Raw genomic sequence first — 23640 nt, 5'->3', positions numbered from 1 at the left:
GTTCACAGCAACTGGAAGACTGGATCATGGCGCACGTACGCGCCTTTGAGTTCTTCGGTGGCGTACCACAGCTACTGGTGCCGGATAATCTGCGCTCGGCGGTCACCAGGGCAAACCGCTACGCACCGGTGTTAAATGAAAACTATGCGCGCATGGCGCGTCATTACAACACCGCCATCATGCCTGCCCGACCTTATAAACCCAAAGACAAATCAAAAGCAGAAAATGCCGTTCTTATCGTCGAGCGGTGGATCTTAATGCGTCTGCGACATGATCACTTTTATACGCTATCCAGCCTTAATCAGCGGATCCGGGAGCTGCTAGTTGAGCTTAATCATCGTCAACAACGCGTTCACCCGGGCTCACGACACGAACTTTATATCCGTCTTGATAAACCCGCGCTAATGCCGTTGCCTGCGTATGGCTATCAATACATCGACAGTAAACAAGCCCGGGTCGGACCGGACTACCATGTTCTGTACGCTAAGCACGAAATACTGTGCCGTGACAACACCAAAGTAAAGCGACTGACCCGGCAGGCAAAGCTGCGCTTCGATGCCCGCGCGAGCGGCATCGACTACCGCAGTGGCCGTGGGCTCAAGAAAGAAAAAGTAGCGACGCTATTGAGCGGGCAATACCTGCACTACAATCAGAACATTATCATTACCGGGGCAACAGGCTGTGGTAAAACCCATCTGGCCTGTGCGCTGGCAACGCAGGCTTGTGAACAACATCACAGCGCCCGTTATTATCGCCTCGGAGAGCTGCTGGATGAGTTACACGTTGGACATGCTGACGGCTCTTACCGACAGCAGTTAAATACCTTAGCGAAGCGTAAACTCCTTATCCTTGATGACTGGGGCATGGAAAAGTTAAGTGCCCGTCAGGCGAATGACCTGCTTGATGTGATGGAAATACGCTACCAACAGTCCAGCACCATTATCGCCAGCCAAATCCCCACCAGCGAGTGGTACAAGCTGATACCCAGTCCCACCATTGCCGATGCTTTACTTAACCGCTTATTGCACAACAGTCACCGAATCGAACTGACAGGAGAATCAATGAGAAAACTAGACCAATCCGATCACTTAGCGTAAAAAGAGGGTTATGAAAAAGAACGGCTAACAGGTGATCGGATAACTCCGGAATCGCTGTTCGGAATCACCGAAATACGCATTTTATTTTAAATACGCCCTTTCAGGCTCAACAAAGGCTCAAACAACCAAGCCAAAAGGCTCCGTTGCTCAAGCACCACATCAGCACTTAGTAGCATCCCTGCCTGTAGTGGCATGGATTCTCCGTAAGCGCAGATCTCTTGTGCGGTCAGCGTTGCTTCAACTCTGTAGACTGGCTCTTGAATAGCGACCGGCATATCAATTTCATTCGGTAAAACAATAGACTTGGACGTTCTGGATATTTTCCCATCAAACAAGCCGAAACGCTGATGCGGAAAAGCATCGAAACGGATCTTGGTATTTTGTCCAGGCTTTATAAAACCATAGGCTCGGGTAGGAATTAACAACATCGCCTTTAATTCGGTATTATTTGGTAAAACCGTTACCAATGAACCGGACGGTTGTACTTGTTGCCCCACTTCAGCAATTAAATTTGTTACAACGCCGCCAACTGGGGCAGTAATCAAAATTTCGCTACGAGCACCTAGCTCTAGTTGCTGCTGTTCAAGCCGAGTAATTTCCGAATTAATGACACTAAGTTGCTGATCTGTTTCGTCGGGCAGTCTCGCTAATTCACCACTTAACTGTTCCAGTTGTGATTCATGTGACTGCTCAGTAACCCTTAACTCAGCAAGTTGTTGACGAGCATTCAAAATAAGCTCTTGTTGCTGCCTCACTTCGTCAATAGCTAATAAACCACTATCACTTAAAGTGGTCATATCTGTAAGGCGCGCTTTATTAAGATCTAAACGTTCCTGCAGCAAATTTTGTTGTTCTTGCATATCACGTAGTTGAGCCGTGTGATATTTTATTCGCTGTTCAAGTTCCCGTTTTTGGGAGTCTGATTGACGACGTGTTTGAGCTGCTCGATTATTTAGAATTTCAACTTGCTCAATCAAGTTACCTGAAATCAACTCGCTTAAACTTTCTCCACCAGCAAGGTATTCGGGGGTTTTTAACAATATTAGCGGCTGCCCCTTCTTGACGATCTCTCCGTCGTTCACATAAATAGCGCTAATCACTCCATTTCGGGGAGCAGCAATCCTTGAGATACCTGAGCCAGGCTGCAAAAAGCCAGAAACTGTTTCTTTACGATTAAAAGAAGAGCCCGCCAAAAAACAATAGCGATAGCTAAAGCAGCTAATAGGCAGGAGGTGAGTACAGTCGCACTAACTGGTTGAGCGACTATTACATCACCGTCCAATTTATTTGCTTGTGCTTTTATGGCGTTGTTTCGGAAAAGCCCTTCGTTTCTCATTCTCTATTACTTCTAGCTATTTGTTAAAATTACGATAACAATAAATCAACAATAGATCTTCATCATTGTCGATATTTTTAACGTGAATATAACGAAAAAGTTACAACAACGTGAAGGCATCTAATTCAAGAGGGATAAACCTCTAAAAATCACACTTTTCCCAAAACAATAATTACTCCTTTACCTCCACTATATATATCGCTTATGCTAAATGGCCGTTTAGACGTCTAAACGGCTTATTCATTTATTTTGTGAGGTATTTAATGAAATCAAAGTTCTTTACGTTATCAGCTGTTGCCGCTGGGCTTATCGCTGCATCGGCACCCCCAGCTCTGTTAGCCAATGATGCTAGCTCCGAGTTGGAACGCATTAGTGTTACGGGCTCCTACATTAAACGGACCCAAAATGAAGACGCCACGCCGTTGCAGATTATTGATGCCAGTGACATATCGGCCAGTGGTGAAATTACGCTTACGGACTTGCTGCGCGACTTAACGGTGAATACCGGCAACAGTTACGACGAGCAATACACCAGCAGCTTTTCGGCAGGGTCGGCGTCGGTCGGCTTACGCGGTTTAAGCCCGAAAAATACGCTAATTCTGGTGAATGGTCAGCGGGTGTCTAACTACGGTTTTGCGCTGGGCACTCAGGACACCTTCGTTGACTTAAACGCGTTACCTTTAGGAGCAGTAGAGCGAATAGAGGTATTAAAAGACGGTGCATCTGCCGTGTATGGCTCCGACGCTATTGCCGGGGTTATCAACATTATTTTGCGTAGCAACGTACAAAGCACACAGTTTCGGGCGGGTGTCAGCGGTGCCAGCGAAGGTTCATTAACGCAATACAGCGCGGGCGCTATCAGCGGGTTTGGCGACATAGCAGACGACGGCTATAACCTGACATTCAGCTACGACTATCTGACCCGCGAGCGGCTAAATGCCAATGACCGCGACTTTACCCGTTCCGGGGATTTTCGCGACAAGCCCGGCGGTCGCCTGGCCGGCTGGTCGTCTCAGGGCGGTAACTATTTAAGTGATCCGCAGAACCCTCAGGCTTTTGAGAACTGCCCTGGCCATTCTGAGAAAAGAGACCGAAGCGATTTTACCCCCGGCGCAGACGGTCAGGTGTGTGCCTTTAAGGCTCAGCCATACAACACGCTTCAGCCAGAAGTTGAGCGACATCAGTTCTCACTGCAGGGCACTTTGCAACTCACCGACGACATACAAGCCTACAGCGACTTCCTGTACAGCAATAACCGTTCAAGCCACGTGTTTGGTGCACCGTTAAGCGTCGGTGCCGGACTGCGGGCTTACAATCAGGAAACCGGCAGTTTAGTGGATATTCCGGTGGAGTTACCGATCGGGCATCCGAGCAACCCGGGTTCAGAGGCTTTACCTTTTGAATACACGTTTTTTGATGTAGGCGAGCGCGTAAAAGCCAATAAACAAGACTTTCACCGCTTTCTGGCCGGTGTTAATTACCGAGGCTTAGACTGGGACTGGTCGGTCAATGTGCTGAACTCACAAAGCCGCCAGCGCGAGTACGTTGATAACTTTATTAACCGCTACACTTTTGAAGATGTGCTGGCCAGCGCCGAGTATGACTTCTTTAACGGCAATAACGACGCAGAAACCATTGAGGCACTGCGCATTGATACGCGTCGCCCGGGGTTTTACGAGCTAAACAGTATTAACGCCAATGCCAGCACCATTTTAAAAGAGCTGGATAACGGACCACTCAGCATTGCCTTTGGGGTCGACTGGCGTGAAGAGGAAATGGATGCAGGAACCTCACCGGAAGTGTTATCAGGCACCGAACTGCGCCCAGCTATCAACCTAATTAAAGGGAAACGACAAGTTGCCGCTGGCTTTGTCGAGCTGGACGTTCCTGTTGTCGAAAACCTGAACGTAAACCTGGCCGGCCGTTATGACCATTATGATGATTTTGGTTCGGCCTGGTCACCTAAAGTGGCGTTTCACTATGTATTAGGCGACGACTGGTTGCTGCGCGGTTCCTGGTCACGTGGCTTCCGTGCGCCATCGCTTCCGGAAATTGCAGAAAGTAACACCATCAGCTATGGCTCGGTTATTGACCCAAGTGACCCCATTGATCCTGGCGTACGCCGCGGTTTTACGCAAGTGCGTACGGGTAATTCCGAGCTCGACGCTGAACGCTCAACCAACCTCAATGCCGGTATTATCTGGTCTCCGCAAAAAGGCGCCAGCATTGCTGTCGATGTATTCGAAATTGAACAGGACGACATTATTGCGCCCGATAATGCGCAGTTTATTGTCAATAATGAAGACCAGTACGCTGACCGTATTCAGCGTGATGATGCCGGGCGATTACAGATTATCAGTAACCAATACCGGAACCAGGGCACCCGCTCTACCCGCGGTTTTGATATTGATGCGAATTACCAAGTGCAGTTAAGCAACTCGACGCTTCAGTTTCAGAGCACCTGGTCACGGCTTTTAGAGTACGAGCAGGCATTAGTTGCCGGTCAGGAACCTACTGATGGCGCTGGCAGTAATATATTAGGCGCACTGCCCAAATGGAAAGGCAATAACCAACTGCGTTGGCTGGTTAGTGACTGGCAATGGGGTGTTAGCCTTAACTACACCAGCAGCTACAAGCAGCAGATAGCCACGCAAAGCAGTAATCCGGGGTTACACAAAAAGGTTGATAGCTACTGGCAAGTGGATTCACAGCTGGTTTATCAGGGTTTTGGTAATACTCAGCTGACCTTAAATATCAGCAATCTGTTCGACGAACAGCCGCCGTTTGACCCGGCAGGCGGAGCCTACGGATACGATATGACCCAATACAATCTGCGCGGTCGTACAGCTAATATATCTGTTGTTCATAACTTTTAACTTACCCTAACAGCAGGGCCTGAAAATTTTCTTCGGGCTCTGTTTTGTAAACCAATCCTGAATTCAGATAATAACCGCAACACTCATGTAATGGGATAGATCGGAAGGAGGTCAGCTACCAACATGTGGTAGTTTTACTTTTCGACCAAAAAAAGTGAGTTCCAACATGAGTTATCGGCAGCTGACCGAGGGACAACGATACCAGATTTCTGCGTTACTCTCAGAAGAATTTTCACAACGAGAGATTGCAAGACGGTTTAGAATTCGCAGACCATGAGCGAGTGTTGCAGTTATTAGTTGAATCTAGGTTAGTTAACGTACTTCCCGTTGCATTTTCGGATAAGGTAGAAGATTTATCTGAGCGTGCTAACTTCGCATTACACGCTTTTCAAGTAAGAGAGCTTTGGTATTATTTTGTTGAAATGCGTGAGAATCCTAGCGATTCGTTTTGGTTAAACTATGCAGTGGAGAATGTAACTTAACAGTTGGCTATGGTGCCAACGTCCGCTCTTGGCACTTAACGGCCATTCGCGGAAAAACCACATTACCACCTCACCCCCCCTCATACCCACCCCAACCTTCAGGGCATTTCCAGTTTTTAAGCCATGGCAGTACTTCGTTCGCTGGCATCGGTTTCGCAATGCCGTACCCTTGGCCCAGCACGCAGCCTAGCTCTACCAACTGTTTACCCTGCGGCTCAGTTTCGACGCCTTCGGCGATAATGCTGAAGTTAAAGGCGTCGGCAAGGCCAATAATGCCTTTTACAATGGCGAGGTCGCCTTCGTCTGTCATCATATCGCGTACAAAGCTTTGGTCTATTTTAAGCGTTTGTGCCGGTAGCCGCTTCAGGTAGTCGAGCGCGGCAAAGCCGGTGCCAAAGTCATCCAATGACACGGCAATGCCCATTTTTTTGCATTTCGCTAACACCTCGGCGGCCACTTTAATTTTGCCAATGGCGGCGCTTTCCAGCACTTCTATTTCAAGAAACTTGGGTGACACATTGGGGTAGTGGAGCAAGTGGCTGCTCACAGAGTCCAGGAACTCGTCGTCCAGCAGTTGCAGCGCATTAATATTAACGCTCACCGGCAGCTCAATGCCTTGTGAACGCCATTCATTCACCTGCTTAAGTGCTGCGTCGAGCACCCAGTTGCCGACATCAATGGAGAACGGATGCTCTTCAATAAGAGGCAGAAAGTCTCCCGGTGGCACCAGACCTCGTTCAGGGTCACGCCAACGCAGAAGCGCCTCAACGCCAATAACCTCGCAGGTTTTCATATTGACTTTAGGCTGGTAAAACAGCTCGAGTTCATTATTACTCATAGCCAGTTCCATGCGCTTAATGAGCTGCGTTAACTGGGTCTGCGCTTGCTCTCTTTGGGTATCAAACCAGGTTATACGGTCGCGGCCATTACGTTTTGCCTGATGCAACGACTGGCTCGAATGGCGAATGAGGGTATCGGCATCGTTGTCGTCCTGCGGATAGGCCGTAACCCCAATACTGACGGTAATATCCATAGTGTATGAGCCAACGGTTACGGTTTCTGACAAGTCCGACTTTATGCGCTCGAGTACCTCATTAACCTTCAGTTCGGTTTCGCCGCCTTCAATAACCAACAAGAACTCATCGCCGCTGAGGCGGCCAACAGTGTCCCCTTCACGCAAGGTTGCGCTAAGGCGTTTGGCGAGTTTTTCTATCACTTTGTCGCCAACGGTATGGCCAAACTGAGCATTAATATTCTTGAAGTTATCGACATCTATTGACGCCACCACCACTATTTCGTTTTTACGGCTGGCAATGCTTAAGGCGTGCTCTAAGCGGTCGCGCACCAGCAGAATATTGGGTAAGCCAGTCAGGGCATCGTGGTAGGTTCGGTATTCTAACTCCCGCTTATGAGCGAAGCTGCGTTCGGTCACATCGGAGCTAATGCCCACAAAGTTTTGCACCTCGCCTCGCTTATTTTTAATGGCGCTCATGGACGCAAGCTCCGCATAAAACTCGCCATTTTTACGGCGGTTCCAAAGCTCGCCCTGCCAAAAGCCGTCTTTTATCAGCTGCTGGAACATAGCTCGATAAAACGACTTACCCTGACGCCCCGACTTTAAAAAACGAGGGTTCTTGCCAAGCACTTCACGTTTTTTATAACCGGTAATGCGCGTAAACGCGGGGTTCACATCGAGAATGCGGCCATCGGCGTCGGTAATAGTAATGCGGTCCTGCGTATGCTGAAAAACCGAGTCGGCCAGCATAATTTGCCGACGCACGTAGCGTAAAATTAGCCAGCTTAAGAATAGCGCGGCCAGCAACACCAACGGCGATATAATGGCGTAGCGCCATAGCTCATTGAGGGACGACTCGTAGGAGTTCGTCGCACTCTCTTTAATATTCGAGATTAGTCGTTCTTCAACATCTTGAACGGTCGCAATAAGCTGTGTCTGCTGAGCGATCCAAACATCAGCGTCCATGCCCTGAAGTAACTCATTTGGCATTCGTGTTGCTAGTAGCTTTTGTCGAAATTCCGTCGTTAACGCTGACAATTCACCGTCTGGCTCCACCGTGGTCTGACTTTCAAAACCAATAAGTAAGCTACGTTGGCGACCGGCGTTGTAGGCCAGTTGGCGAATGTCATTCTGACTGATTTCGCCGGTGACTAATGCCTTACCGACAATAGCTCGTTCTTGCCCCAGCAGCTCTCTTAATCGGTTTAATATAAAGTAAGCATTTACTTCCCGGGAAAGGCTAACAATAGGTAAGTCGCTCGCTAATTCGCTGAGCTGACTGTTGGTTTGTTGAATAACACTGGTATAAAACTGAATAGCTTCGTCAGCCGTGGCGACTTTGTTGTCGACACGTTCCCGCATGACCGGTAACTGACTAAGCGCGTCGGTTGTTATTTTAAGGCTCTGGTAGAGCGACTGGGTTTCGGGGTTAATATCGACCGAGCTCAACTGCTGTTTTAAGTGCTCTAACTGCTGGTTGGTTCTTTCACGGCTCTGCGCGAGCCTGGCTCGAAACCTGTCTGCGCCAGCATCAGCTATTAAGACACTCAAGCCTCGCTCACGCTGCAATGTGCCCACAAGCTGACCGGCCGCTGTCACCAGCGTGATATTATCATTCAGCGCATCTAGTCTGTTTACCGACTGACGCAGCTCCAGAATGTTAGAGCCTGACATCCAGATAATAGCGATAATCGGCAATAGCAAAGCCGCTGCAAAACGATACGAAAGTGGCAGTTTGTCGAATAATTCGAGCGCGCGATATGAAATACGCTTTCTCCCCCGCAAGTTGAATTCCTTTTTAATCACTTACTTTTTGTAAGTGTATAATAAAACTAACCTGAATGAGTGATCTAAAACTGTTAATTCCGCTATAGTAGACAGAAGCTTACCGTTTGGAGTCGTACCTTTATGAAAACATGGATTCGTCTTAGTGCAACAGCCTCTTGTATGTTTCTTTTTACAATGGCTCACGCACAGCAGCTGTCCGAAATGCAACAATGCCTACTCGATAAAATGAATACGGCAGAAGCAACGAAAACGACCATTGCAGATGTTCGTAGTCAGTGTGAAGAGCAATTACGCAGTGCTGAAGACGAGGAAGTGGTTGAAGTCGATGCCGTGGAAGAGCCAGGTGTGCTCACCAACAGAATGAAAAGTGAAAAGGTCACTCAGTTTGACCCTTACGTTCTTACCCCACACCGCCGCAACTATATGCTTCCCGTGCTCACGACAAACAATATCAACCGCATTCAGTACGCTGACATAGAAGGTTATGAGCAAAACCTCGAAGAATACGAGTCAAAGTTTCAGCTAAGCTTTAAAGTACCGCTCAATAAAGAAAGCTTGTTGTTCGAAGATGACCAGTTTTTCTTTGGCTTCACTGTGCAGTCGTGGTGGCAAGTTTATTCGGACAATATTTCTAAGCCGTTCCGCGAAACTAACTACATGCCTGAGTTTTTCTACGCAACGCCAACCGGATGGCATCCGTTTGGTACCAATACGGCCTTAGTGTTTGGGGCTGAACATTTGTCGAATGGTCGCAGCCAACCACTGTCGCGCAGTTGGAACCGCTTCTACGCTCAGTTTGTCGTTGAAAAAGGCCGTTTTGTGTTTTCGCTTAAGCCGTGGGTTCGTCTACAAGAAGACGCAAAAACCGACCCGCTTCAGTCCAGTGGTGACGACAACCCAAATATTACGGACTATGTTGGCAACTACGAATTCACTACCGCATACAGCGATGGTGACTTCGAGTACATTTTAAAGCTTAACCACGCCATAGACACCGGCAGAGGCTCCGCCGAGCTTAACTGGACGTTTCCACTCGGCGGTAAGTTTATTGGTTATACGTCAATTTTCACCGGATACGGAGAGAGCTTGATTGACTACAACCACAAGCAAACTCGCTTCGGTATCGGTATTGCGTTAAATAACGTACTTTAACGATTAAAAGCTGTAGGCGGCTGACAACCAAAGACGTCGGCCGTCTTCAACATAGCCGTATTCTTCTACGCCAATTTCTTTGTCTAGTAGGTTATATATACCTGCCGCCAACTTAATGTCTCTCGTGACATAGTAATTAACACCCAAGTCCGCCAATGTGTAGGAAGGCGCAACCAATACGTCCTGCGAAGGGCCTGTTGTTGGCTGACTCTCCTCACCACGATAATGCACACGTAACCAACTGTTCCATCGTTTATTCGGCTTCCAGTTTAACGATGTTTGTATTAAATGCTTAGGCAATTGGTTTAAAGGGTCGCCTGCATATTCGCCCGACTTTTGCTCAGAGTCGGTATAGGTATAATTGCCTTTAACTGACCAATGGCGGCTTAATCGTGAATTAAATGTCAGTTCCACACCTCTGGTAACAGCTTCATCAATATTCACACGTGTCGTTGGCATTGAGCCAAACTGGTTAGGCCCAGCGTCACAAATCGTTGCAGGGCAGGCGACACGAGTAATTTTATCGTCAAACTGGTTATAAAAGACGGTTGCAGAGGTCGATGTATGACGACTCCAGTCGGTATACAAACCCAACTCATAGTTGGTCGACGTTTCTGCTTCTAAATTTGGGTTACCATAAACATCACCACCACGGCTGACCTGGCCCCAATCGGGTGTGGTTTCACGTAAGCCTGGAGCTCGGAATCCCGTTGAAACACCACCTTTTATGGTTGTTGCGCGACTCAAAGTATAAACACCGTAAACGCGAGGGCTCCAATGGCCGCCGAAAATATCATCGTCGTCGTAGCGCACACCTGTAGTTAAGTCGAAACCTTTAAACAGCGGCCAGGCCGTTTCTGCAAATACCGACCATTGCGAGCCCTCTACTCGGGTACGATCACTGACTTGGTTACTGGTTAAGTCTTCCAGCTCTTCCTTAAAGTAGGAAACCCCGGTATTGACTGAGTTGTCATCAAATAGCGGTAAATTCCAGTGACTCTGAAAGTCGGTATTAGTAATAGTCATTAGACGCGCTTCGTTTTCATATTCGTCGCGTTTTAAATAGCTGCGGGCGCCCACTAACCCCCATTGCCCGTTATGAGCAATGGACACGGAACTACTGTCATAGACGGTACTTGAAGACTCAGGACACCCGCGGCGACCACATTCTTCACCCGGCGCCAGCGGCTCAACCGTTTTTCCTAAAGACGCGTTAATTGTTTGCTTCGCCGTACCCACCTCAAACAGAATTTCATGGTCCCGGTTTGGTGTATACGCCAATTTCATGTCCGCATCTTGCGCCGTTTTATCTCGAAAACCTTCGACAATTTCATCTTCTAGTCGACGCGTGTAGCCTGCTGACAGTTGAAGCCCTAAAGTATCTTTTATGAGTGAGCCTGCCGTAAAAAAATTTGTCTGATAGCTGTTACCCGACTCCGATCGCTCCTGCAACGTACCATCAACTTTAATTTCAGAGCGCCATTCGTCCGGAGTTTTACGCGTAATGATATTAATAACGCCCCCAATTGCATCTGAACCATAGAGTGAAGACATCGGCCCTCGAATAATCTCAATACGGTCTATAGCGGCTAGCGGTGGCGTCCAGGCACCTTCCACACCAGGGCCATCGCTATTCGGGCGGGTTTCACGAGAGCTCTGACGCTGACCATCCACCAAAATTAAGGTGTAGTCGGCTCCCATCCCGCGCAGACTAATATCCTGACGATCACCACCGCCAGTTACTACAACGCCCGGCGCATCGGTCATGGCATCGGTTAAGTCTTTATAAAAACGCTGTGACAATTCGCTTTTGTCGATGACAGAAATAGAAGCAGGTGCCTTTTTAATATGCTGAGCAACGCCAGAGGCCGTAACCACCATGACCTCCACATCTTTATGTTTGTGACGTCGTTTTTCGCGATCGTCGTCTGCACCGTCCTGTGCATGAGCGGTACCCAAGGCAGAAAAAATAGCCATTGAAAGTACACCCAGTTTCAAGCCATTCTTAATAACGTTCACAAATCGCCCCTTTGTTTAAATGAGAATAATTTTCATTGGCGATGATAAATGTTAAGATAAATTCATCAACGTCGAAATTCTGAAATAGGTTTTAAGCAGGACTAAAACATGAACCCAAAAATGATTCGGTCAATGAAGACCTTTACCCGAACTGTCGAGCTGAACAGTATGAGTGGGGCGGCAAAGGAACTGCACATGACGGTATCTGCGGTTAGCCAACAGTTACAGCGCCTGGAAAAAGACAACGGTATAGCGCTGTTCCACAGAAACACTCGAACGCTAACGCTGACCGAAGCCGGGAAAGTGTTTTATCAGTCGTGCTTAGATATGCTTAGCATTGCGTCGCGTAATCAGGAACAGTGGGAGGCGTTGACCAAAACACCACAAGGGCAAATTAAAATGATAGCGCCTGTTGGTTTTGGTGGCGGGTTGCTTAGTGAGCCGTTAAAGCAGCTGCAACAAGAGTTTAAAAATGTCCATTTTCAGCTGCACATGACCGACGAGCCTGTTGATTTAATTACCGCTGGTGCAGACTTAGCCATTCGTATTGGCCCATTGGCTGACTCCACTCTATACGCTAAACATTTAGCCGACTGGAACATGATTCCTTGTATTGCTGCTTCGCACCCGGCTGCACAGAACACTATCAACAGTTTTGACGACCTTCCCGAAGACTGCTTTATTGGGCATATGTCGAACTCATCAGAGCTTGAGTTCCCACAGCCCAAAATTATGCTCAACAATATGCAAACTGTGGTTCAGCTAACACTGGATGGCGTCGGCTATGCGTTACTGCCAGAACCAGAAGTTAAACACCACATTGAAAGTGGTCACTTACTGCGTTTACTGCCAGATTGGCAAGGCAGTCCGTACAGCGTGCATGCGGTGTTGCCAGTTAAGGACAACATCCCGGCAAAAACTGAACGGACTGTTGAGGTACTAAGCGAGTTCTTTCATAGCTTGTAAGGACTGCTGAACGTCACTGTCGCCTGACATCAAATCAAAGGCTTTATGTTCTGTTCCTGATTCGTCAAGGCAGCGAAATAATACGTTCGCTACATCTTCACGGGGCACAGAGCCCGGGGCCAGTGACTCTCCTACAACCACTTTGCCGCTGGCAGGGTCATCCGTTAATGCGCCGGGACGCACTATCGTCCAATTGAGGCTGCTAAGCATTAACTCTTTGTCGGCATAATGCTTCGCCGCGTAGTAAGGCAGTAGCTGTTCCGCCCAGTTCTCGCGGTTATTCGCTTGCCATGCGCTGACCATAATAAAGCGCTTCGCGCCAATGTTTTCAGCAGCTTCAACGGTTTTCACTGCACCGTCTAAATCCACTAAAAGTGTTTTGTCATCACCCGTGCCAGCGCCAGAGCCTGCTGTGAATACAACCGCATCTGCGCCATTAAGAGCAGTCTGCAAGTCGTCAACGGAACCCTCTAAGTCGGCTAACCTGGCTTCAACACCTTTCTCTTCCCACGATTGTTTTTGTTCCTGCTTCCGTACTACAGCAACAACCTTGTGTTTGTCGTCGTTTTGCAATTGTTCGACAAGATGCTGACCAATTTTTCCATTCGCACCAATAACCGCAACTTTCATAATCGACCTCCATAATTTTAGTGTCTGATCGTACGTAATGAAGGCCCGGATTAGATCGCTACGCTACTTTGACCAAACAATGCAGTTTCGGCTCGCATGCTTGGCTTTGTAAAGAGCCTGATCGGCGCGGCGGTAAATGCTGGACACGTCGTCATTTGTCTCGCTTGTGGTCGCCCCAATGCTCACGGTTGGGTTAATGACATCGCCTGAATCCAGGGTTACAACGGTTTTCTCTACTGCTTCGCGAACACGTTCTAGTACCGCTGAGGCGTTGTCTTTGTCCGTGTAGGGCAGGATAATCATAAACTCTTCGCCACCGACCCGAATGACAGTGTCACTGCCTCTTAAGCTGTCGTTCATAGCGTTGGCACCAGCTATCAGCACTTGGTCACCGACGTCATGACCATAGGTGTCGTTAATGGACTTAAAGTGGTCAAAGTCGATAACGGCTACGACACAACAGCTGTCTTTATAGTGGGTTGCCAGCCCCTGCTCCAGCATTTCCATGCCTGCGGAGCGGTTTTTTAAGCCTGTAAGGGAGTCAGTGTAAGCAATTAACGCCATGTCATCGCGTTGACGCATAAGATCTGATCGCACAGCTTGCTCAGCAATAACGGTTTCAACGGCCGTACCCATCATACGAACCATTTCAATTTCTAACTCACTGAAAGCTTCCAGGCGTGTCGTTTTCTTAGCAAAGCCCAGTACGCCCCAAACAACGTCATTAATAACAATTGGGGTACCGATATACGACTGCAGGCCATAAGTTTGAAAGGACTTGTGGTCTTTAAAGCGTTCGTCTTTGTCGGCTTCGTTGGTATGAACCAACTCGTTCTCTGCTAACACAACCGAGCAATAGGTTGTGTCTAAAGGCAGCTGAGTGCCTGCTTCCAGGTCTAACTTTGCCGTTTGCACCCACTCAATGGTGTATACGCCATCAATGATGGAGCTTGCGGTGCCAATATCCACGTCTAAATAGTCCACGCCAAACTTTAAAAGTTCGTCAATAGAGGCAGGGTCAATTCTACGGCCGCGTTTGTGAATAATGTCATGAATGGTGCGCATTAAGTCGACAGAAGCGTAGTACTCTGTCACGTCTTCAATAATGGCATAAAGACCGACGGTCTTATTGTTTTCATCCAGCTCAGGAATATAACGGACATCTAAAAAACATTTACGTCCGTCCCTGAATGTAACGGTTTCCGAAAAAGAATTAACCTTACCACTTTTAAAAACTTTGTCGTGCCGCACTTTAACGCGAGCGTAAAACTCGTCATCCAGAACATCAGCGACAAAACGCTCCAACATGTCCGCTTTCTTAAGGTTAAAAAACTGACAGTAGGCTTTATTGGCATAACGGTATCGCCGCTTTTCATCAATGAAAGCGACCATAGTGGGTAGCTTTTCCAGAATTTTATTCGATAGCTGACGCTCTGGCATAATATTCACCTTTAATCTTCAATAAAGAATAGCCTACGCCATTCAATTCGTCAGCCCAAGTTAACCGTTTAAAATCTTTACAAAAAACTCGGCCCCTTTGCGACGGCAAAATTCGATATTGCGCTCGGGTATAGACTCGGGGTCGTCGTACTGCTCAATCGCCTTTTCTAAACTCGCTTCGCGTAATAAGTGCAATGTCGGAAATGGAGAGCGGTTGGTGTAATTGGCCGGGTCGTCCTGGGGCTCACCGTCAAAGCAGTAGTCCGGATGAAAATGCGCTAGTTGATAAACGCCTTCATAGCCTTCCTCAATAAGCAGTGCGTCGGCCATGTCGACCAAGTCTAAAAAGCCATGAAAGCCTTCGAAACCCTGGGGAAGAATAAAAAGCGTGGTCTCGGTTTCAGGTGTTTCGTCTAAGTGCTTCGCTTCATCCAGCAACTGTTGTAACACTGAAGCTATGTCCGGTTGCTCTGCAACAACGTAGCGAATACTTTTGCGCTCAACTTCGCGGCGCGCAAACGGGCAGATATTGTATTTCACAATAAGCTGTTGCACCCAACGCTGGGTTTGCTCAATAATCGTAGGTATCTCGGCTGTCATTTTAGTATCACCAAAAGGAGGCTTCTGTATATGAAGTCTTTAGAGCTCAAAGTTCCACCCGTCATTGTTGTTGCCATAGTAGCAGGACTTATGTGGTTAACGGCGCATTATACCGCAGAGTTAAACGCTTTCTACGTTGGCCAGCGCGCTGCGGCTATTTTCTTGCTGGTGCTGGGTGTATTACTGCCTTTACTCGGTGTTATGAGCTTTCGCCGCGCGAAAACAACGGTCGATCCGCGAGATCCGAAAAAAAGCACCGAGCTTGTCACAACAGGCATTTACCAGCGGACCCGAAACCCAATGTATCTCGGCTTTTTCTTTATGTTAATGGCCTGGGGCGTGTTTTTAGGCAGTATTCTGTCGTTATGGGGGCTGGTGCTATACGTTGCATACATGAGTAAGTTTCAAATTCAGCCGGAAGAGCGCATTCTCACAAAAACCTTTGGAGAAGCCTACAAGAACTACTGTCGGGAAACCGGCCGGTGGTGGTAGTCAGGCATTAAGGAGCCTTGCGACTCTTTCTTGCAGCATCGGAATAATGCTGTCTTCAAACCAAGGGTTACGCTTTAACCACAAGTTATTACGCGGGCTTGGGTGCGGCAGCGGCAGAACCTCCGGCCAATAACTCTCCCAGTTTTTTACTCGCTCGGTGAGCGTCTGTTTTGGTTCGTCAATGTGCCAACTTTGTGCGTACTGTCCAATGGCCAACGTCAATTCTAAATTTGGCAGCTGCTCGAGGAGCTTTTGCCGCCATGCCGGAGCACATTCTGGCCTTGGTGGTAAGTCGCCGGACTTGCCGGTGCCCGGGTAACACAAGCCCATAGGAATAATAGCCAGCTTTTCAGCGTCATAAAAAGTGGCTTTATCAATGCCCATCCACTGACGAAGCCGGTCGCCACTGGGGTCGTCGAATGGCTTGCCTGACGCATGGACACGCCGACCAGGCGCTTGGCCTGCCACTAAAATCTTCGCATTAGGGTGTAACTGGACAACCGGCCGAGCTCCCATTGGCAATTCAGGTTCGCATAGCGTGCATTGACGAACCTCTGTCAGCAAATTTTGCCAGGAGCTCATGGTTGCCTCATTGGTTATTTCTCAATAAATGCCTGCTCTATAACGTAATCGCCTTGTTTGCGTGAGGTGGCTTTTGTAAAGCCGCGCTCATTCAGTATAGCCATTAAGTCTTGCAGCATAGCGTCATTACCACACAGCATAAAACGGTCATGCTCGGGGTTCAAATCGGACATTCCAATGGTGTGCGTCAGTGTGCCTGAGGTCAGTAAGTCTGTAATTCGCTGCTGGTGTGCTTCATCTCTGAATGGCTCACGCGTAACGGTTGGGTAATAAATTAACTTCTCTTTTACCCAGTCACCAAAAAACTCGTTATTCGGTAAGTCTTCACCTATTTCTTTTTGATAGGCCAATTCAGAGACATAACGTACACCGTGGACAAGAATCACCTTGTCGTACTGCTCGTAGATATCCGGATCTTTAATGACGCTCATGAACGGCGCTAGCCCGGTACCGGTACTCAGCAAATACAGGTTTTTACCCGGTAGTAGATGCCCCGGAACAAGGGTGCCGGTAGGGCGCGTCGACAGCACCACTTCATCGCCAACCTGAATATGCTGCAAACGTGACGTTAATGCGCCATCGGGCACTTTTATGCTGAAAAACTCCAGCTCTTCTTCATAGTTGGCGCTGGCAATTGAATAAGCGCGCAGCAACGGCTTGTCTTCAAGTTGCAGTCCCATCATTACGAACTGGCCATTTTCGAAAGTGAAACTTGGCTTACGGGTGGTTCTAAAACTGAATAGGGTGTCATTCCAGTGGCGTACCTGAGTGACGGTTTCGGCAATAGTACTTCTCATGAAAACTCCTGCTTCTAACTCCAGCTCTTGGAGGGACTACGGCAAAAGTGACGCTTTGCGTTTAAAAACTAAAAAATCACTTAATTATTTCTAAATTGCGAATAAGAATGATTTTCATATAGACTAACGCCATATTCATTAAACATCAAATAAAAGCATTGGTTTAGCCAATTCTAACAGCAATAATTTATGGCGCGCAGAAATAGATCAAGAAAACGCGGCTGGTCATTAAAGGACTGGCACTGGATAAGTTCGGCGGTGTGTCTTATTGGCATGCTGCTGTTCTCTGTCACCGGTATTACCTTGAACCATGCGGGGTGGATAGAGTCTGCGCCTAGCATAGAAAGCCATGAAGGGTCTCTCCCTCAAAAGGACTTGGAACGGCTGGTGAATGCGTCAGGGAATGACACTCTGCCAGCTTCTTTTCACCGCTGGTACGAAGACAAAACGCAAAACAGCTTGAGTTCAAACGCCCAAATTGAATGGAGCGATTACGAAGTGTACGTCGCTATGCCCCGGCCTGGCGGCGACAGCTGGTTCAGCGTCGATTTAGACAGCGGTGCTTTTTATTCTGAAACTACCGACAGGGGTTGGATAGCTTATTTTAACGACTTGCATAAAGCCCGAAATACCGGGTTCTTGTGGAGCTTATTCATCGATATTTTTGCGATTGCCAGCATTGTTTTCACTATTACGGGGTTATTGCTTTTGAAAAAGTACAGTAAGGGCCGAAAATCGACCTGGCCGCTGGTCCTGGCCGGATTCATCATCCCATTTTTCGCAGTCATTGGTTCTGCTCATGCTGCGGAAAACGAATTAACCGTAGAAATTCCGCGTCTGTCTGTGGCTGAGTATCACGTGCCTTATGTCGCGGTTTGGTTAGCCAACGAGCGACATCAGCGTGTTGTCGACATTGCCGTTTGGTATGACACGAACCTTGAAAACAATGAAGGCGAAAAGTGGCTGAAGGACATGCGTCAATGGTGGCGCCGCAGCGGACGCATGACCGATATGCCTATAGATGGTGTCTCCGGCGCAACCCGCCGCCCAGGCGTTCAGCGGGTCGACCTTACCCCCATGCTGAGTAAATTACCCGAGCTTAGTGACGGCAACTATTACCTATACGTAGAAGCCGCCCGCGAGCTTGGCGGCCGTGAAATGCTGCGCTTGCCGTTGTCTTTACCCCTTAACAACCCAATATCCATAACAGACCGCGGTGAGCACGAGCTTGGCCGTGTGTCCCTAAAACTGGAGCCTTAAGCATGAAATTATCTTCTGTAATAACGACAAGTCTTGCTGTGTTGACGCTGTTTGCCAGCGCCAGCAGTGAAGCACACCGTGTTTGGATTAAACCAAGCGCCACCATTGTATCCGGCGACTCTGAATGGGTCACCTTCGACGCGGCAATTGCGAACGGCATTTTTTACCCCGACCACTACCCATTGAGCTTAGACAGAGTCGAAGCTATGGCACCGGACGGGTCTGCAGTGACTTTAGAGAACGGTTACAAAGGCAAACTACGCTCTGTCTTTGACATAGAGCTCGAAAAAGAAGGCACCTACACGGTGTACTCAGCCAGTTCAGGATTATCGGCTCGCTGGGTAGACGATAACGGCGAACGCCAATACTGGCCACCACGTGGCTCCCGCAAAACCAATGACGATTTTTATAAAGAAGTTCCTCAGGACGCCAAAGACTTAGAAGTCAGTGAACGCTCACATCGAGTCGAAGCTTTTGTAACGTCAGGCGCACCGACCTATGACACTTTAGGCCCAACCGGTAAAGGCTTAGAGTTAGAGCCAGTAACGCACCCTAACGACTTATACACCGGCGAAAACATTACGTTTAAGTTTACAATGGACGGCAAAGCCGCTGCTGGCACTGAGCTGGTCTTGGTGAAAGGTGGTGAACGGTATCGCGATCGTTCAGAGCCAACCAAGCTGACAACCAACGAAAAAGGCGAAGTCAGCTTCTCTGTTGAAGAAGCGGGTATGTACTGGCTAGAAGCTGAATACGCCGATAACAACGGCAAAGCCCCGGCGACCAAACGCCAGGGCTCTTATGTTGCCGTGTTAGAAGTGTTGCCGATGTAATTAATCGGCAGTGACAACCGGTGGTTCGCTTAGACGGACCACGCCCAGTGTATTGGCGTCGGTGCCGAACCAAATGGAGTCGGTGCCTTCGTCATAGAACATGTGACGAACGGTACCGCCGCCACTTTCTAGCTCGATAGGCTCTGAAAATTCGTGAGTTTCTGTGTCAAAACCCACTAAGCGGTTCGGCTGCACGCCCGTTTCGACAAACCAAACGTCATTGCGCTTGTCGACCGCCATGCCGTACGGACGAGAATTGCCGGCAGCAGGTGCACGCCAGTCTTTGTTGTCGCCAGTTACCGGATCGTAGCTACCGACATATCCTTGGTTATAATCGACATACCAAAGCGTTCCGTCATCGGTCATACCCAGGCGACGAGGTCGCGACTTTTCTCTATCCAGTTCAAATTCTTTTAGTTTGCCATTCTCGACGGTTGCGAGTTTATTCGTACCAAACAACGTCGCCCAGGGGCGGTCGTTTTCAACGATAAGGCCATAAGGTCGTGCTGACTCTGTCGGCACTTCCCACAGCATCATTTCGCCACCATTGGTTTCTAAAAAACCTATTTGATTACCGCCCTGAACCGTAAACCAAATGTCGCCAGCTGCGGTGAAGTCCATAGTATGACTGTCTCTGGGGCCGCTACCTGGTAATTCAAATTGCTTAATATCGCCAGTGCCTGGGTCAATAAGACCTATGTGCTCTTTTAAGTTCCCGGCGTACCAGGCGCCCCTATCATCGACAATAACGGTGTGAGGCCCTGCACCGTCAGGCAAGTCGTAGCGTTTGAATTCCTCTGTTTTCGGATTAAAGGTTGCTGCGTAGTGGCTTCCCTGACCAACAAACCAGACCGTGCCGTCATGCACCCAAGGGTCACGAGGCCGGGAGTCCTCCCACGGCACCTGCCACTCCTGAATTTCAGCATTCGCTAATCCGGATTCTTTGTGGTCATCACTGTTCACCGGCGCACTGCTTATTCCCGCCAGGCCAACGACTACTGCACTTGCTAAACTAAGGTACTTCATCGTTATGCCTCCTGAAATAGGTGTTCATCTAAATATTGCACCCGATCGTAACTTATGCAATGTTCATTGTATAAATAGTAAACGGCGGGCTTGGCATGCTGGATCAATGGCTTATTGGTATTATCTTGCTGGCAATGCTGGCCTTGTTCGTCATTGATAAATGGCGCTATGACCTAGTCGCCATGATGGCGCTGTTATCTGCAGCAGTATTAGATCTTGTTCCTACCGCAGAAGTGTTCAGTGGTTTTGGTAATGCCGCCGTCATAACCGTCGCTGCGGTACTTATCATTAGCCATGCATTATGGCGCTCGGGCGTGGTTGACGCTTTAGCTTCGGTCATGAAACGCGCAGGCGACAAGCGCTGGATTCAAATGATAGCGCTGACATCGGTCACCACCATTTGCTCCGCCTTTATCAGTAACACTGGCACCATGGCCATTATGATTCCCGTGGCACTTCAACTCGCCCGCACCAGCGGCAATAATCCCTCTAAACTGCTTATGCCAATGGCGTTTGGCTCGCTACTCGGTGGGACCATAACCATGGTCGGTACACCACCCAATATCATTATTGCGGATATACGGCGCGAAGCCATGGGCGAGTCTTTTGGCATTTTCGAATTTACCCCTGTGGGCTTGAGTATTGCTGCTGCCGGTCTGTTATTTATGTGGCTGCTCAGCCACTGGCTGGTCCCTGAAAAAAGTGGTAAGTCCAAATCAGAGTCTCTGTACGATGTCAGCAGTTACCTTACCGAATTGTATGTCCCGGAAGAGTCTGGGTTTATTGGCGAAACGCTGTATGAGTTGGAAAACCGCACCGAAGACGACTTTGTTATTGTCGCACTACAACGAGGTGAAAAACGCTGGTCTGCCCCCGCCCGGTATCTGCGCTTAAAAACCGAAGACGTCTTAATTGTCGAGGCTAACGCTGAAACCATTCAGCACGTTATTGACGGTACAGGACTGGAGCTTAACGCCGAAGAAGACATTGATGAGCGCTTTTTGAAATCAGACGATATTACCGTTATTGAAGGCATCGTTGGTCACGACTCACGGCTTATTGGTCGCTCTGCTGCGGATATTAAACTGCGCAGCCGCTACGGTATCAATGTGCTTGGGGTCGCGCGGGAAGGCCAAAAACTCGGTACGGCTTTAGGTAATATTCGCTTCAAGCCAGGCGACGTTCTGTTATTGCAGGGCGATGCTGAGACTCTGACCGATGTATTTCAGCGCTTTGGGTGTTTTCCGCTCGCGCAACGCAGCTTGCGTATCGGATCGTCCAAAAAGCTGGCTTTACCACTGGGGATTTTTGCTGCAACGATTTTATCAGCCGCCTTTGGATTACTCTCGGTGCCCGTCGCCTTCTCATTGGCTGCCGGACTTATGGTAGTGACTAATATTCTACCCCTGCGAGAGCTATATGACGCTATCGACTGGCCTATTATTGTGCTGCTGGGCGCAACCATACCGCTGGGTTCAGCGTTAGAGCGCAGTGGTGCCGCCGATACCATTGCCAACGGCGTGCTTTATATCAGCTCTGGTGCGCCTGAATTTGTTGCCGTTGGCCTGCTGCTGGTTGTTACCATGTTGCTGTCGAATATCGTTAATAACGCTGCTGCCGCCGTACTTATGGCACCTATTGGCATCAGTATGGCGAACAGCTTCGCCGCCAGTATGGATCCCTTTTTAATGGCCGTCGCTATAGGTGCTGCGGTGCCATTCTTAACGCCCATAGGCCACCAGTCGAACATTTTAGTAATGGGACCGGGCGGCTATAACTTCAGCGATTATTGGCGATTGGGCTTGCCGTTGTCGCTGGTTGTCGCCTCCGTGGCTCTGGTGATGATATTGCTGGTGTGGCCGCTGTATTAACCGCGGTTTTTATAAGGCAGGTAAGTTCGCAATGTTTTTAGATGTTCGTGTAACGCTGTGCTTTCATCCCGACAATACTGTTCAATGGCGTCGTTAAGAGGAGACGGCGTAAACCGATAAAACCCTTCACGAAGCACCGGCTCAAAGCCTCGATGCAGCTTATGTTCGCCCTGTGCGCCAGCGTCAAAGTAGCTAAGGTTATGGTTAATGCAGTAGCCAATGCCCTGATAATAACAAGCCTCAAAATGCAGGAACTCCAGCTCTTCCTGACAGCCCCAGTAGCGCCCATAAAGCGTGTTTTCACTTTTAAAACACAAGGACGCCGCCACCATTTCGTCATTTCGGTAAGCCGCAAACACGACAATATGTTCCGCCAATAACTTACCCCAAAGCTCAAATGTCGCCGGTGTTAAATAGCCGCCATGGCCTGAGCGTTTTAAGTAAGTTCGCTGGTAAAAGACAATGAATTGGTGCCAGAAATCTGCAGTTAATTCGTTGCCATGCAAAGTTCGCATTTCGACATTTTGCTCGGACACCTTTTGCCGCTCTTTGCGAATGGACTTGCGCTTGCGTGACACTAAAGCCCCGAGAAAATCGTCAAAGGAACTATAACCCCGGTTCTGCCAGAGAAATTGGATATCAAAGCGTTGCCACCAACCCTCTTCTGCCAGAACCTCGCTTACATTCGGCTCAACGTACAGACATTGCAAGTTGCTGACATCGTGCTCCTGCACCAACGTCGATTCAATAACCGGCAGAACATCAGCAGCGTTAACGCTCTCGGCAGTAGCCAGGCGAGGCCCCTGACACGGGGTAAAAGGTATGGCGTTGATAAGTTTTGGGTAATACTGAAAACCATAACGCTCGTAGGCTTCAGCAAACGCCCAGTCGAACAAATACTCGCCATAGGAATGGGTCTTTTTAAACCACGGCATAATGGCAATCAGTTTGTCGCTGTTATCATGTACCGCAACATACTGGGGCAACCAGCCACGTTGAGGCCCAAGACTACCCCCCTGCTCAAGCGCCAACAGGAAATCATATTGCGTAAACGGATAGTCACCGCTGAACAACCGGTTCCAGTCCGCCTTGGATATTGACGTTATTGTTGAATGAACAACAGCGCGCATGGGTTAGGTGCTTAAAAGCCCAAGCACACTGATATCTTCGTCCAAACGTGGCCAATGGATGCCCTGGCCGTTGCCTAATAATTGCCAATCATTACGTTCTTCTTCCGTGGCAGCTTCCAAGCGAGGAAACCAAACAATGGGAGCCGAAATTTTACGTCCGTCAGCCAGTTCAACTTCGAGCGCAGCTTCGGTAACAGATACATTCACTGCAACAGGGTGGCGATCAATTTCTAAAGTATTCATCCCAA

The 23640-nt window shown here is 48.6% G+C and carries 19 protein-coding genes and 2 pseudogenes; 10 read left to right on the top strand and 11 right to left on the bottom strand.

The genetic code is table 11. The annotated features are described in order from the left end of the window. Together istA and istB are read left to right on the top strand one after the other, a co-directional pair. Positions 1 to 491, top strand: a pseudogene (gene istA / locus BLT32_RS12970) (IS21 family transposase); the annotation flags it as partial. Continuing rightward, entirely contained in the window at positions 477 to 1097 is a 621-nt protein-coding gene (gene istB / locus BLT32_RS10565) for an IS21-like element helper ATPase IstB (RefSeq protein WP_280512950.1), read from the top strand. The pseudogene istA and the gene istB, both read left to right, overlap by 15 nt. Positions 1098 to 1183: 86 nt before the next feature. Here the strand turns inward: istB and BLT32_RS10560 are convergent, their stop codons facing one another. Continuing rightward, a complete protein-coding gene (locus BLT32_RS10560; RefSeq protein WP_235443970.1) occupies positions 1184 to 2290 on the bottom strand; it encodes an HlyD family secretion protein in 1107 nt (368 codons plus the stop codon). A gap of 406 nt (positions 2291 to 2696) precedes the next feature. Between BLT32_RS10560 and BLT32_RS10555 the strand changes: the two genes are divergently transcribed. Further along, entirely contained in the window at positions 2697 to 5309 is a 2613-nt protein-coding gene (locus BLT32_RS10555) for a TonB-dependent receptor plug domain-containing protein (protein WP_053953418.1), read from the top strand. Between the two features lie 166 nt (positions 5310 to 5475). Beyond that, a pseudogene (locus BLT32_RS10550) lies at positions 5476 to 5574 on the top strand (helix-turn-helix domain-containing protein); the annotation flags it as partial. Positions 5575 to 5861: 287 nt separating this feature from the next. On the opposite strand, the gene BLT32_RS10545 reads toward BLT32_RS10550, so the two are convergent. Next, complete coding sequence (locus BLT32_RS10545) at positions 5862 to 8591, bottom strand: EAL domain-containing protein (protein ID WP_053953420.1); 2730 nt, start codon at positions 8589 to 8591, stop codon at positions 5862 to 5864. Positions 8592 to 8714: 123 nt separating this feature from the next. On the opposite strand from BLT32_RS10545, the gene BLT32_RS10540 reads away from it, so the two are divergent. Continuing rightward, positions 8715 to 9746 carry a phospholipase A gene (locus tag BLT32_RS10540; RefSeq protein ID WP_053953421.1) on the top strand — a complete coding sequence of 344 codons (1032 nt, stop codon included), beginning with the start codon at positions 8715 to 8717 and terminating at the stop codon, positions 9744 to 9746. A gap of 3 nt (positions 9747 to 9749) precedes the next feature. Here BLT32_RS10540 and BLT32_RS10535 read toward each other — a convergent pair whose 3' ends face one another. Beyond that, positions 9750 to 11723 carry a ligand-gated channel protein gene (locus BLT32_RS10535; protein WP_162838079.1) on the bottom strand — a complete coding sequence of 658 codons (1974 nt, stop codon included), beginning with the start codon at positions 11721 to 11723 and terminating at the stop codon, positions 9750 to 9752. Between the two features lie 150 nt (positions 11724 to 11873). On the opposite strand from BLT32_RS10535, the gene BLT32_RS10530 reads away from it, so the two are divergent. Further along, positions 11874 to 12731: a LysR family transcriptional regulator gene (locus BLT32_RS10530; protein WP_053953423.1), complete on the top strand. Its 858-nt coding sequence runs from the start codon at positions 11874 to 11876 to the stop codon at positions 12729 to 12731. On the opposite strand, the gene BLT32_RS10525 is transcribed toward BLT32_RS10530, so the two are convergent. From BLT32_RS10525 to BLT32_RS10515, 3 genes are all read right to left on the bottom strand, one after another. Beyond that, the gene (locus BLT32_RS10525; RefSeq protein WP_053953424.1) at positions 12705 to 13361 is read right to left on the bottom strand and encodes an SDR family oxidoreductase; all 657 of its coding nucleotides are present in this window, start codon (positions 13359 to 13361) and stop codon (positions 12705 to 12707) included. The genes BLT32_RS10530 and BLT32_RS10525 overlap by 27 nt on opposite strands. Positions 13362 to 13424: 63 nt before the next feature. After that, entirely contained in the window at positions 13425 to 14801 is a 1377-nt protein-coding gene (locus BLT32_RS10520; protein WP_053953425.1) for a sensor domain-containing diguanylate cyclase, read from the bottom strand. Positions 14802 to 14861: 60 nt separating this feature from the next. Then, positions 14862 to 15401, bottom strand: a complete 540-nt coding sequence (locus tag BLT32_RS10515) for a DUF1415 domain-containing protein (RefSeq protein ID WP_053953426.1) — start codon at positions 15399 to 15401, stop codon at positions 14862 to 14864. A gap of 30 nt (positions 15402 to 15431) precedes the next feature. On the opposite strand from BLT32_RS10515, the gene BLT32_RS10510 reads away from it, so the two are divergent. Continuing rightward, the gene (locus tag BLT32_RS10510) at positions 15432 to 15893 is read left to right on the top strand and encodes a methyltransferase family protein (RefSeq protein ID WP_053953427.1); all 462 of its coding nucleotides are present in this window, start codon (positions 15432 to 15434) and stop codon (positions 15891 to 15893) included. Here BLT32_RS10510 and BLT32_RS10505 read toward each other — a convergent pair whose 3' ends face one another. Together BLT32_RS10505 and BLT32_RS10500 are read right to left on the bottom strand one after the other, a co-directional pair. Beyond that, positions 15894 to 16475: a uracil-DNA glycosylase family protein gene (locus BLT32_RS10505; protein ID WP_053953428.1), complete on the bottom strand. Its 582-nt coding sequence runs from the start codon at positions 16473 to 16475 to the stop codon at positions 15894 to 15896. A 14-nt stretch (positions 16476 to 16489) separates the two neighbouring features. After that, complete coding sequence (locus tag BLT32_RS10500) at positions 16490 to 17272, bottom strand: ferredoxin--NADP reductase (protein WP_053953429.1); 783 nt, start codon at positions 17270 to 17272, stop codon at positions 16490 to 16492. Positions 17273 to 17461: 189 nt separating this feature from the next. On the opposite strand from BLT32_RS10500, the gene BLT32_RS10495 reads away from it, so the two are divergent. Next, the gene (locus BLT32_RS10495) at positions 17462 to 18532 is read left to right on the top strand and encodes a PepSY-associated TM helix domain-containing protein (RefSeq protein WP_053953430.1); all 1071 of its coding nucleotides are present in this window, start codon (positions 17462 to 17464) and stop codon (positions 18530 to 18532) included. A gap of 2 nt (positions 18533 to 18534) precedes the next feature. Continuing rightward, the gene (locus BLT32_RS10490; RefSeq protein WP_053953431.1) at positions 18535 to 19365 is read left to right on the top strand and encodes a DUF4198 domain-containing protein; all 831 of its coding nucleotides are present in this window, start codon (positions 18535 to 18537) and stop codon (positions 19363 to 19365) included. On the opposite strand, the gene BLT32_RS10485 is transcribed toward BLT32_RS10490, so the two are convergent. Further along, complete coding sequence (locus tag BLT32_RS10485; RefSeq protein WP_053953432.1) at positions 19366 to 20391, bottom strand: Vgb family protein; 1026 nt, start codon at positions 20389 to 20391, stop codon at positions 19366 to 19368. Between the two features lie 95 nt (positions 20392 to 20486). Between BLT32_RS10485 and BLT32_RS10480 the strand changes: the two genes are divergently transcribed. After that, a complete protein-coding gene (locus BLT32_RS10480) occupies positions 20487 to 22262 on the top strand; it encodes an SLC13 family permease (RefSeq protein WP_053953433.1) in 1776 nt (591 codons plus the stop codon). On the opposite strand, the gene BLT32_RS10475 is transcribed toward BLT32_RS10480, so the two are convergent. After that, on the bottom strand, positions 22259 to 23392 hold the full coding sequence (locus tag BLT32_RS10475) for a GNAT family N-acetyltransferase (protein ID WP_053953434.1): 1134 nt from the start codon (positions 23390 to 23392) through the stop codon (positions 22259 to 22261). The two genes, BLT32_RS10480 and BLT32_RS10475, sit on opposite strands and share 4 nt — an antisense overlap. Before the next feature lie 3 nt (positions 23393 to 23395). Further along, positions 23396 to 23635, bottom strand: coding sequence for a DUF2442 domain-containing protein (locus BLT32_RS10470; RefSeq protein WP_053953435.1), 240 nt, complete (start codon positions 23633 to 23635; stop codon positions 23396 to 23398). Between the last annotated feature and the right edge of the window lie 5 nt (positions 23636 to 23640).

It is taken from the genome of Idiomarina zobellii (assembly GCF_900100855.1).
Classification (GTDB): Bacteria; Pseudomonadota; Gammaproteobacteria; order Enterobacterales; family Alteromonadaceae; genus Idiomarina; species Idiomarina zobellii.
Note: the sequence above shows the minus strand (reverse complement) of the source record. Positions and strands in the feature narration are given on the sequence as shown.

Excerpts from the sequence above, each read along its gene's own strand:
- BLT32_RS10555 (WP_053953418.1), top strand. The coding sequence starts at position 2,697 with ATGAAATCAAAGTTCTTTACGTTATCAGCTGTTGCCGCTGGGCTTATC.
- BLT32_RS10540 (WP_053953421.1), top strand. The coding sequence starts at position 8,715 with ATGAAAACATGGATTCGTCTTAGTGCAACAGCCTCTTGTATGTTTCTT.
- BLT32_RS10535 (WP_162838079.1), bottom strand. The coding sequence starts at position 11,723 with ATGGCTATTTTTTCTGCCTTGGGTACCGCTCATGCACAGGACGGTGCA.
- BLT32_RS10530 (WP_053953423.1), top strand. The coding sequence starts at position 11,874 with ATGAACCCAAAAATGATTCGGTCAATGAAGACCTTTACCCGAACTGTC.
- BLT32_RS10525 (WP_053953424.1), bottom strand. The coding sequence starts at position 13,361 with ATGAAAGTTGCGGTTATTGGTGCGAATGGAAAAATTGGTCAGCATCTT.
- BLT32_RS10520 (WP_053953425.1), bottom strand. The coding sequence starts at position 14,801 with ATGCCAGAGCGTCAGCTATCGAATAAAATTCTGGAAAAGCTACCCACT.
- BLT32_RS10515 (WP_053953426.1), bottom strand. The coding sequence starts at position 15,401 with ATGACAGCCGAGATACCTACGATTATTGAGCAAACCCAGCGTTGGGTG.
- BLT32_RS10510 (WP_053953427.1), top strand. The coding sequence starts at position 15,432 with ATGAAGTCTTTAGAGCTCAAAGTTCCACCCGTCATTGTTGTTGCCATA.
- BLT32_RS10505 (WP_053953428.1), bottom strand. The coding sequence starts at position 16,475 with ATGAGCTCCTGGCAAAATTTGCTGACAGAGGTTCGTCAATGCACGCTA.
- BLT32_RS10500 (WP_053953429.1), bottom strand. The coding sequence starts at position 17,272 with ATGAGAAGTACTATTGCCGAAACCGTCACTCAGGTACGCCACTGGAAT.
- BLT32_RS10495 (WP_053953430.1), top strand. The coding sequence starts at position 17,462 with ATGGCGCGCAGAAATAGATCAAGAAAACGCGGCTGGTCATTAAAGGAC.
- BLT32_RS10490 (WP_053953431.1), top strand. The coding sequence starts at position 18,535 with ATGAAATTATCTTCTGTAATAACGACAAGTCTTGCTGTGTTGACGCTG.
- BLT32_RS10485 (WP_053953432.1), bottom strand. The coding sequence starts at position 20,391 with ATGAAGTACCTTAGTTTAGCAAGTGCAGTAGTCGTTGGCCTGGCGGGA.
- BLT32_RS10480 (WP_053953433.1), top strand. The coding sequence starts at position 20,487 with ATGCTGGATCAATGGCTTATTGGTATTATCTTGCTGGCAATGCTGGCC.
- BLT32_RS10475 (WP_053953434.1), bottom strand. The coding sequence starts at position 23,392 with ATGCGCGCTGTTGTTCATTCAACAATAACGTCAATATCCAAGGCGGAC.
- BLT32_RS10470 (WP_053953435.1), bottom strand. The coding sequence starts at position 23,635 with ATGAATACTTTAGAAATTGATCGCCACCCTGTTGCAGTGAATGTATCT.